This window comes from Bacillota bacterium (assembly GCA_033549065.1).
Lineage (GTDB): Bacteria > Bacillota > Dethiobacteria > DTU022 > DTU022 > JAWSUE01.
The window spans coordinates 1-540 of sequence record JAWSUE010000056.1 but is presented as its reverse complement, the minus strand read 5'-3'; the positions used below and the strand labels follow the sequence as shown (position 1 = coordinate 540).

General features: G+C 47.2%; 1 protein-coding gene. It reads left to right on the top strand.

Going from position 1 to position 540, the window contains the following annotated elements; all coding sequences use genetic code 11:
- Window positions 1-69: 69 nt before the first annotated feature.
- The coding region (locus tag SCJ97_11745; GenBank protein MDW7740701.1) for an MATE family efflux transporter at window positions 70-540 on the top strand (471 nt) is incomplete at its 3' end.

Below are 540 nucleotides of genomic sequence, written 5' to 3'. Positions count from 1 at the left end.
CACTAAGGGTCAGCCTCCTACCCGATTGTTAAAGAACAGGTTAGTCATTATATTACGGATGTGAACAGCATGACGGAAAGTAAACAGCAGACTATAAGCGAACCTGCCCTGGTCGGGGGCGATGGCAAATACAGACCGGTGCTCAGTATTCTGGTTTTGGCCTGGCCGATTGTCATAGAAATGGGTTTGCATACATTTGTGTGGATTTTCGACACCGCCATGGTAATGAGGCTTGGCGCCCATGAGGCAACAGCCGTTGAATATGGCGCAATTGTGCTGTTCAACTCACTGATGATTCTTGGCGCTCTCGGTATCGGCGCCAATTCACTGGTTGCCCGTTACACCGGAGCTAAAGATATGCAGCGGGCTGCATTAACCGGTGGGCAGGCTATCTCAATCAGTTTTTTAATTACTGCTCTTTTTACAGGGCTTAGCTTGCTCGCTTACCAATCATTTTTTAACTGGATTATTAAGGATACAATTACCGTTGCCCTGACAGAGGATTATTTCTATTATGCCCTGGTAAGCGGTGGTTTTGCC